The sequence below is a fragment of the Mesorhizobium sp. M5C.F.Ca.IN.020.32.2.1 genome (assembly GCF_004023105.1).
Classification (GTDB): domain Bacteria; phylum Pseudomonadota; class Alphaproteobacteria; order Rhizobiales; family Rhizobiaceae; genus Mesorhizobium; species Mesorhizobium wenxiniae.
In genome coordinates this window covers 1-7,172 of record NZ_RZSX01000271.1, presented here as the reverse complement: position 1 = coordinate 7,172, position 7,172 = coordinate 1, and the positions used below count along the sequence as shown (strand labels likewise).

General features: G+C 60.7%; 8 protein-coding genes. 4 read left to right on the top strand and 4 right to left on the bottom strand.

Features of this window, described 5'->3' with window-relative positions; genetic code table 11:
* Together EOA86_RS15495 and EOA86_RS15490 are read right to left on the bottom strand one after the other, a co-directional pair.
* Positions 1 to 507 (bottom strand): class II aldolase/adducin family protein (locus EOA86_RS15495; protein ID WP_206630031.1); only part of this gene is annotated, 507 nt, incomplete at its 3' end.
* 87 nt (positions 508 to 594) lie between these two features.
* Positions 595 to 1,560 (bottom strand): sugar-binding transcriptional regulator, encoded by a 966-nt coding sequence (locus EOA86_RS15490; protein ID WP_065008411.1) that lies wholly within the window; start codon positions 1,558 to 1,560, stop codon positions 595 to 597.
* A 192-nt stretch (positions 1,561 to 1,752) separates the two neighbouring features.
* Here EOA86_RS15490 and EOA86_RS15485 point away from each other — a divergent pair, with 192 nt between their 5' ends.
* Complete coding sequence (locus EOA86_RS15485; RefSeq protein WP_128342423.1) at positions 1,753 to 3,390, top strand: acyl-CoA synthetase; 1,638 nt, start codon at positions 1,753 to 1,755, stop codon at positions 3,388 to 3,390.
* Positions 3,391 to 3,548: 158 nt separating this feature from the next.
* A complete protein-coding gene (locus EOA86_RS15480) occupies positions 3,549 to 4,004 on the top strand; it encodes a DUF417 family protein (protein ID WP_128342421.1) in 456 nt (151 codons plus the stop codon).
* A gap of 123 nt (positions 4,005 to 4,127) precedes the next feature.
* On the opposite strand, the gene EOA86_RS15475 is transcribed toward EOA86_RS15480, so the two are convergent.
* Positions 4,128 to 5,021 carry a PhzF family phenazine biosynthesis protein gene (locus EOA86_RS15475; protein ID WP_127208776.1) on the bottom strand — a complete coding sequence of 298 codons (894 nt, stop codon included), beginning with the start codon at positions 5,019 to 5,021 and terminating at the stop codon, positions 4,128 to 4,130.
* A gap of 186 nt (positions 5,022 to 5,207) precedes the next feature.
* Positions 5,208 to 5,561 carry a VOC family protein gene (locus EOA86_RS15470; RefSeq protein ID WP_065008341.1) on the bottom strand — a complete coding sequence of 118 codons (354 nt, stop codon included), beginning with the start codon at positions 5,559 to 5,561 and terminating at the stop codon, positions 5,208 to 5,210.
* Positions 5,562 to 5,797: 236 nt separating this feature from the next.
* Here EOA86_RS15470 and EOA86_RS15465 point away from each other — a divergent pair, with 236 nt between their 5' ends.
* Together EOA86_RS15465 and EOA86_RS15460 are read left to right on the top strand one after the other, a co-directional pair.
* Positions 5,798 to 6,403 carry a TetR family transcriptional regulator gene (locus EOA86_RS15465; RefSeq protein ID WP_128342419.1) on the top strand — a complete coding sequence of 202 codons (606 nt, stop codon included), beginning with the start codon at positions 5,798 to 5,800 and terminating at the stop codon, positions 6,401 to 6,403.
* A 53-nt stretch (positions 6,404 to 6,456) separates the two neighbouring features.
* A partial coding sequence (locus EOA86_RS15460; protein ID WP_164891767.1) for an efflux RND transporter periplasmic adaptor subunit occupies positions 6,457 to 7,172 on the top strand: 716 nt, incomplete at its 3' end.

Sequence of the window (7,172 nt, the reverse complement as noted above, 5' to 3'; positions counted from 1 at the left end):
CACGAACCCCATCTTGTTGCCGAAGACTTTCTTGCTCAGTGCCTCGCTATCATCCTGATCGACGATGGCCAGAACTGCGGTCGAGTGCGTATGGTCGACGAATTTATGCGGCAGGAAGGCGTGTAGCAGCGTCTCGACCGAGGGGTTTGGCGAAGACGGGTCGATGAGGTTCACCCGCTGCAGGGCGACCATATCCTCGTCGGAGAGTTTCTTGAGCGACCGCGCCTTGAGCAGGGCGCCGAGCTTGACCGCCGGCAGGCCCTGCGGCTCGATGACGCCCATGTCCCAGCCGCTGCCCTTGACGCAGAGCACGTCCCATTCGTCGCCGACGAGGTCGGTGGCCTTTGTCTTGCAGGATGTGTTGCCGCCGCCATGCAGGACAAGCCGCGGTTCGCCGCCCAGAAGCCTGGTCGTATAGACGCGCAGCGCCAGGTCGCGGGCAACGCCCTTTGTTGCATAGTCGGCAACCAGCTTCTCCGCGTCACCGTCATTCCACAGGTTCTTCATGTTCGCTTCGTCCGATTTCTCTTTGTTTGTGAACAGGAACGCCGCGACGCTTTGATGACAATGCGCCCGCGGCGGCGTTTTGCGTATCTAGGCGACCTTCTCCGCCGCCGGTCCGGCATGGTCGAGCAGCCGTCGCGCCATCCGGGCGCCGACCACCAGATGCGTGCACAGCCCACCTGCGATCGCCGCCACCAGCGGCTCGAATTTGTTGTCTTCCTGCACCACCACCAGGCGTTTTTCAATCTTGCGCAGCGATGACAGCTCCGCCGAAATGATCCGCCGGTTGTAGCTGCAGTCGAGCGCTTTGCCTTGCCCGTCGATGATCTGCCCGGCGATGACGCCGGCGGCCCCGGCACGGCGCAGCACCTCCATTTCGCTCGCAGTCAGCGCGCCGCATTTGACAACATGGCTGTCGGCGTCGACGGTGCCGACCGAGTAAAGCGCCAGGTTGCACGCACTGATGCCCGACAACTGGTCGCGGATCACCGGCTCGGCGCGTAGGCCGCGTGCCAGTTCCTCTGTCGTCAGCACCAGCGGTGCGTAGAAATTGAGCCCCTTGGCGTTGAGCCGGCGTGCGATTTCCATGGTGCATTGGTCGGGCCGGTAGGAATAGGGGGCTCCCAGATTGCCGCAGAGCTGCACCACCGTGACATCCTGCAGATCGGCATAGGACATGATGTCGGCGATCGTATAGACGGTCCTTCCCCACGCGACGCCGATGCGGTCGCCCTTCTTGATCAGTTCGAGAAAGACGCTGGCCGCCAGCACCGCGATGTCGGTCGACGGATCGGCGACATGGCCGTTTTCCGGCGCGATCCAGACGGCATCGAGCTTCAATGCGTCTTCGAGCTTGCGCGCCATGACATCGTCGGTGAAAAGCTGGGTTGAGGTCGAGATGTTGACGATGCCGGTCTCGCGCGCCTTGCGCAGATACATGGCGACCGAGGCTCGGGAAATCTTGAGCTGGCTGGCCACCTGGTCCTGACGCAGCCCATGGGCATAGTAGAGCCAGGCGGCCTTGTGGATAAGCTGTTCTGCCGGTCGGATCGCCATGCCCATCTCCTCGCTGACATTATTCATGCCTCTCGACAAAAGTCAAATCGAGCGGGGGGGGGTAAACGATACTCTTTCGCTCGCGGAATCCAGATCATCATTGTGCCAAATGCGCTCTATCGTGGCATCGTTGATGGTGACGGGTCCGAGGCCTGTGGTTAGAAGGTTCGAGAACGATATTGGGAGGACGGGATGGGCAATCCCTACGAACAGGATCTCGACAGGAATCCAGCCAACCACCAGCCGCTGACGCCGCTCAGCTATCTGGAGCGGGCGGCAAAGACCTTTCCCGACCATGTCGCCGTCATCCACGGTCGCCAGCGCACGACCTATCGTGATTTCTGGCGGCGGTCGCTGAAGCTTGCCTCGGCGCTGCAGAGGCGCGGCGTCGGCAAGGGCGACACCGTCACCGTGATGTTGTCCAACACGCCGCCGATGTTGGAAGCGCATTTCGGCGTGCCGATGACCAAGGCGGTACTGCATTCGCTCAACACCCGCCTTGACGCCGCGGTCATCGCCTTCCAGCTCGACCATGCCGAAACCAAGGTGCTTGTGGTCGATCGCGAATTCGCAAATGTCGTCAGCGAGGCGCTGGCGCTGGCTAAGGTAGAACCGCTGGTCATCGACTACGACGATCCCGAATACGCCGCCGACGCCCCATATCCCAAGGGCCAGCGGATCGGCACATCAGACTACGAGAACTTCGTCGCGGGCGGCGACGAGGATTTCGCCTGGTCGATGCCCGACGACGAATGGGACGCGATCTCGCTCAACTACACGTCCGGTACCACAGGCAATCCGAAGGGCGTCGTCTATCACCATCGCGGTGCGGCACTGATGGCCTACGCCAACACCATCCATGCCGGCATGGGAAAGCATGCGGTGTATCTGTGGACGCTGCCGATGTTCCACTGCAACGGCTGGTGCTTTCCATGGACGCTGGCCGTGCAGGCCGGCACCCACGTCTGCCTGCGTTGGGTGCGGCCGAAGCCGATCTACGACGCCATTGCCGATCATGGCGTCACTCATCTGTGCGGCGCGCCGATCGTGATGTCGGTGCTGATCAATGCCAGGGACGAGGACAAGCGGCAATTTCCGCAGACGGTCACCTTTAGCACGGCCGCGGCACCGCCGCCGGAAGCGGTGCTGTCGGGCATGGCTGATGCGGGCTTTGCGGTCACTCACCTCTATGGCCTTACCGAAACCTATGGCCCGGCCGTCGTCAACGAATGGCATGGCGAGTGGGATGGGCTGGAGAAGGGTCTCAGGGTGGCGAGGAAGGCCAGGCAAGGCGTGCGCTATGCCGCGCTCGAGGATCTGACGGTGATGGACCCCAAGACGATGGAGGAGACGCCGGCCGACGGCGAGACGATCGGCGAGGTCATGTTCCGCGGCAACATCGTCATGAAGGGCTATCTGAAGAACCGCAAGGCGAGCGACGAGGCCTTTGCCGGCGGCTGGTTCCACTCGGGCGACCTCGGCGTCAGGCATCCCGACGGCTATATCCAACTCAAGGACCGCTCCAAGGACATCATCATTTCCGGCGGCGAGAACATCTCCTCGATCGAGGTCGAGGAGGCGCTCTACAAGCATCCTGCCGTCGCATCCTGCGGCGTCGTTGCCAGGCCCGACGACAAATGGGGCGAGGTGCCGGTCGCCTATGTCGAGCTGAAGCCGGGCAGGACGGCGACCGAAGCCGAGATCATCGATCACTGCCGCGCGCTGCTCGCCCGCTTCAAGGTGCCCAAAGCGGTGATCTTCGCCGAAATCCCGAAGACCTCGACCGGCAAGATCCAGAAGTTCAGGCTGAGGGAGATGGCCAAGGGGTAGGCCGGTCAGGACCCATAATCCGTGTCAGATCATTGTTGGCCCAGATAAGCCAACATGAACGGAGCAAAAAGATCCCTCGTGTCGGATCGAGTGCCTTCCGATCGTCCTCGATACAGAACCAAGCCGACAGAAGAAGATCTAGCAGGAGGAGCATTCCGATGGAGTACACCGCGGTCAGCAAAGCGGGGCGGATCCTCGCCCTGATCGGGGTCATACTGCCGCTTCTCATGATTGGTGGGATGAAGTTCACGGCTGTTGAGATCGAGGCGTTGAGGCCGCTGATCGGCGGCACGCCTTGGCTCGCCTGGATGTATCCGGTATTCGGTGAAGCTGGTGCCTCTTATGTGCTTGGCGTCGTCGAGATCGCGACCGCGCTTCTGCTGATTGCCTCTCCCTGGTCGACGCGCGCCGGTGTGGCCGGTGGGGCATTGGCCGCGCTGATTTTCCTGGTCCCCTGTTCGATCATGGTTGCCCTGCTGATCTGGGAGCCTGCGCTCGGCTTTCCCGCGCTCGGTCCCGCCGGTCAGTTCCTGATCAAGGACATTGCGCTGCTCGGCATCTCGCTTGTCATACTGGGCGAAAGCCTGAACAGACTGAGCAGATCGGCTACCTAAGCGGATCCAAGTCGAAGGCGAGTGGCAGAATCACGTCATCCGCATAGCCGCGTCAAATGGCGGGCTACTGCGAACTTGTGGGACGGGCACAGGTTCGCCGCGGCCACCGGACTACACATTCGACTAGATCGAAAAAGCCCCGCTCGCCACCATGATGCCTCGTCCGGAAACGCTCACTGAGCCGGCATCTACAACTACCTCAATGATGCTGGTACGTCCGAGAGTAGTGCCTTGCTCGACCTTGATTACGCCGGGCTGTGCAAGACTGTGTGCAACGAGATGTGCGGCGAGCGGACCAGCCGCCGTACCGGTTGCCGGATCCTCGGAAATGCCGACAGTCGGGTTGAAAAAGCGTGCATACGCTGTGGTTCCGGGCTGTAGCGGATCGAGTGAGAAGACGTAGCAGCCTTCCCCGCCGACCTCCTTGAGCAGGTCGAAAAGCTGTTTGGCATCAGGCGAAATCCGGTCGACGGCTTCGCGATCGCGGATTGGCACCAGGAGATGGGCAGCACCAGTCGAGACCACCTGGCAAGGCACAACGTCCGCTATTTCTTCAGCATTAAGCCCGAGTGCCGTGGCAAGAGCGCCAAGGTTTGAGAGCTGCCGGCCGGCCACTGGGGCTTCTTGCCGCATAATGATCTTTTCGAGTTTCCCCTGGCTTTGCCAGATGGCCAATGGGTACACCAAGTCGCCGATCTGTTGGTGAAACCATGTTGGGCCATCGGCCAGCTCGAGCCGCCCCGCCGCAGCGAGCCACCACCAAGCCCCTAGCGTGTTGTGGCCGCCTGCACCGAAAACCTCTACGCCTTTCGGCGTGAAAGAGCGCAATTTCCAATCGGCGTCCGCCCGGGTCGCCGGCAGGACAAAGGTGGTCTCGGACTGGTTGAACTCACGTGCAATGTTCTGCATGAGCTCGAGCGCCAACTCGCCACCGCCGTCCACAACCGCAAGTGAATTGCCCGTCAGCGGCGCCACCGCGAAGACATCGACGAAATGAAATGGAATTGTTCTGCTCATGGTTTCCTCCGGTGACCGCCGCCCGTTTCCGTTATTCGGCTAATGTTTGGAAGGTCGTCAATGTCCCGCATTGCAGAACAATCTCTAATGCACGTCGCGCAAAAGTGTGCAGCGGTTTTGCGATAACGACATGACAAAACAACAACCTAAAGCGGGTCATGTGAGGCCGGTCAAATGCGACGGCCTTTAGCGAAGATGCGAGAGCACGTTGAGTAACTTGCCGGTCGGGTCGGCAATGAAGAAACGTCTTACGCCCCACGGTTCGTCGGTCAAATCATAGACCACTCTGCAACCGATCTCGTTTGCGCGAAGATATACCTCGTCGACATTGTCGACCTCGATCGACAGATCGGGTACGGGGGTGCCTGAGCCACCCTCGCTGGCGATGCTGATCTGGGGAATGGTTGTTTCCCGGGACGCCAGCGTGACGAGCCACCCGTGATCCATGACAACATCGAGGCCGAATAGGTCGGAATAGAACTTCCGAACGTCAGGAATGCTGTCTGTTGCAATATTCGAGACGATGCGCAGCACGGTCATCCCGTGATCTCCTTTCCGCGGCATAGATGGCAATACATAGCCGCGCGGGTCAGCGTGGATAGCGGGTGCCTGTGCACTGCCCGGGGCAGGCTTCATTAACGCTGATCACGCCAAGTCGTTTCAACAGATGTCACCGGTCGCCTAACGAAGGTAACATCGCTGTTGACATCCGGTCGATTTCAAATTACGAGTGACGAAATTCAAAATTCGTCATTCGTAAGGGTTAACAAAACAAGATGCATGATACCCTCGATACGGCCGACCTGGTCCGGCAGGAGAATGTCGCGCGCATCCTCGATTGCGCAGAGCGACTGTTCCGCCACTACGGCTACGGCAAAACCAATGTCGCCGACATAGCGCGTGAACTCGGCATGTCGACGGCGAACATTTACCGTTTCTTCGCCTCCAAGGTTGAGATCCACCAGGCCGTTTGCGGCCGTATGCTCGCTACCTGCTACCAACTGACCTACGACGCCTGCCATAGTCCCGGAACGGCCAGCGAAAGGCTTCGCCGCTACGTGCAAACGCATTATCAGTGGACCCGCGACACCATGCTCGACCAGGAGAAGGTGCACGAAATGGTGGTCGTTGCCATCGAACGCGATTGGCATGTCATCGAGAAGCATATCGACAGGATCCGCGGCTTGGTGGAGGAGGTGATCCGCGAGGGAATCGCAGCAGGCGAGTTTCCCGACCAGGACCCGGAAGTCGCTTCGCGGTGTTTCGGCGCCGCTATCATCACCCTCTGTCACCCGCAAATGGTCGCCCAGTGCCTTGCCAAGAAGAATCGGGCGATGCCGGACGAGCTTATCGAGTTTGCCATCAGGGCTTTGAAGAAATGACCGGCGGCGTCCGCAGGGCGTCCACAATCCATCTCCAGTTCGGGAGTACGCAAGTGCCTTTGTCCAAATCCATCATGAACAGGCTGCCGGCTATTGGACCGGCACTGGTCGTCGTCGCGGCGCTTGGGCTCGCCGGTTGCTCGCAAGAAAAAGTGGAAGTCAAGGACATCGTCCGGCCGGTCAAGGTCGTCGAGATCGCCGAGGCAAACGATACCCGTGAGCTCTCCTACTCCGGATCGGTGCGCGCACGCACCGAGATGAACCTCGGGTTCCGTATCAACGGCAAGATCACCGAGCGCCTGGTCGACATCGGTCAGCGCGTGAAGCCGGGCGACGTTCTGGCCCGCATCGATCCGGCCGACTACGAGCTTTCGGTCAAGAGTGCCGAAGCCAGCCTCGAGGCCGCCGAGCGGCAGGTCGAGACAACGGGCCTTGCCCGCCGTCGTGCCGAACAGCTGTTTGCCAGGACCTTCGCGTCGAAATCGCAGCTCGAACAGGCGACGCTCAGCTACGATCAGGCGGTCGCCACCCGGAATTCCGCGCGCTCATCGCTTGACCAGGCGAAGAACCAGGTCCTCTACACCGACCTCAAGGCGGACAGGAACGGCATCGTCACATCAGTCACCGCCGATGTCGGTCAGGTGGTCGGCTCCGGCACGCCGGTTGTGACCGTTGCCGTCGATGGCGAAAAGGAAGTGCTGATCGCCGTTCCGGAAATGGATATCGCCCAGTTCAAGCCGGGCAAGAACGTAAAGGCAAGCTTCTGGTC